The 428-nt window shown below is 63.3% G+C and carries 1 protein-coding gene; it reads right to left on the reverse strand.

From position 1 onward, the window contains the following. Positions 1 to 332: hypothetical protein (locus tag AC30CM_RS27160; protein WP_490120000.1), on the reverse strand; the 332-nt coding region annotated here is incomplete at its 3' end. Between the last annotated feature and the right edge of the window lie 96 nt (positions 333 to 428).

The raw sequence follows: 428 nt of genomic DNA on the forward strand, positions 1-428 counted from the left end.
CTGAGCATCATGCCGATGGGAGAGCCTGAGCCCTTGCGGCTGATGTACTTGATCGGGTCGCCGTCGTCATCGAACGGCTGGGCTTCGGGGCTCGGGCTGATCTGGTAGTCGAACCGGAAGGTGATCTTGTCGGTCGGCCGGTCGTTGTCACGCTCGAACCCCGGAATAACCGTGGCGACGATCACCGCGTCACCCTTGTTCAGGTCGAACCGCGGATCGCTGAGGAACCGGCCGGGGTTGTCATGCTTCGACAGGTACCTGTAGAGATGCCGGTCGGGACTGGTCCTGAAGTCTGGTCCCATCGCGCCCCGTTGGGTGAGCGTCCGGTACATGGCCGTCTTGTCACTGGCGTCGTCAAAGGACTTGCCGGGGAGATGCTTTGCGACAGCCTTCCGGTCACGAGCGCCACGATCCGGGACGCAGAGCGG

It is taken from the genome of Mycobacterium sp. DHQP2018-32-09 (assembly GCF_058148405.1).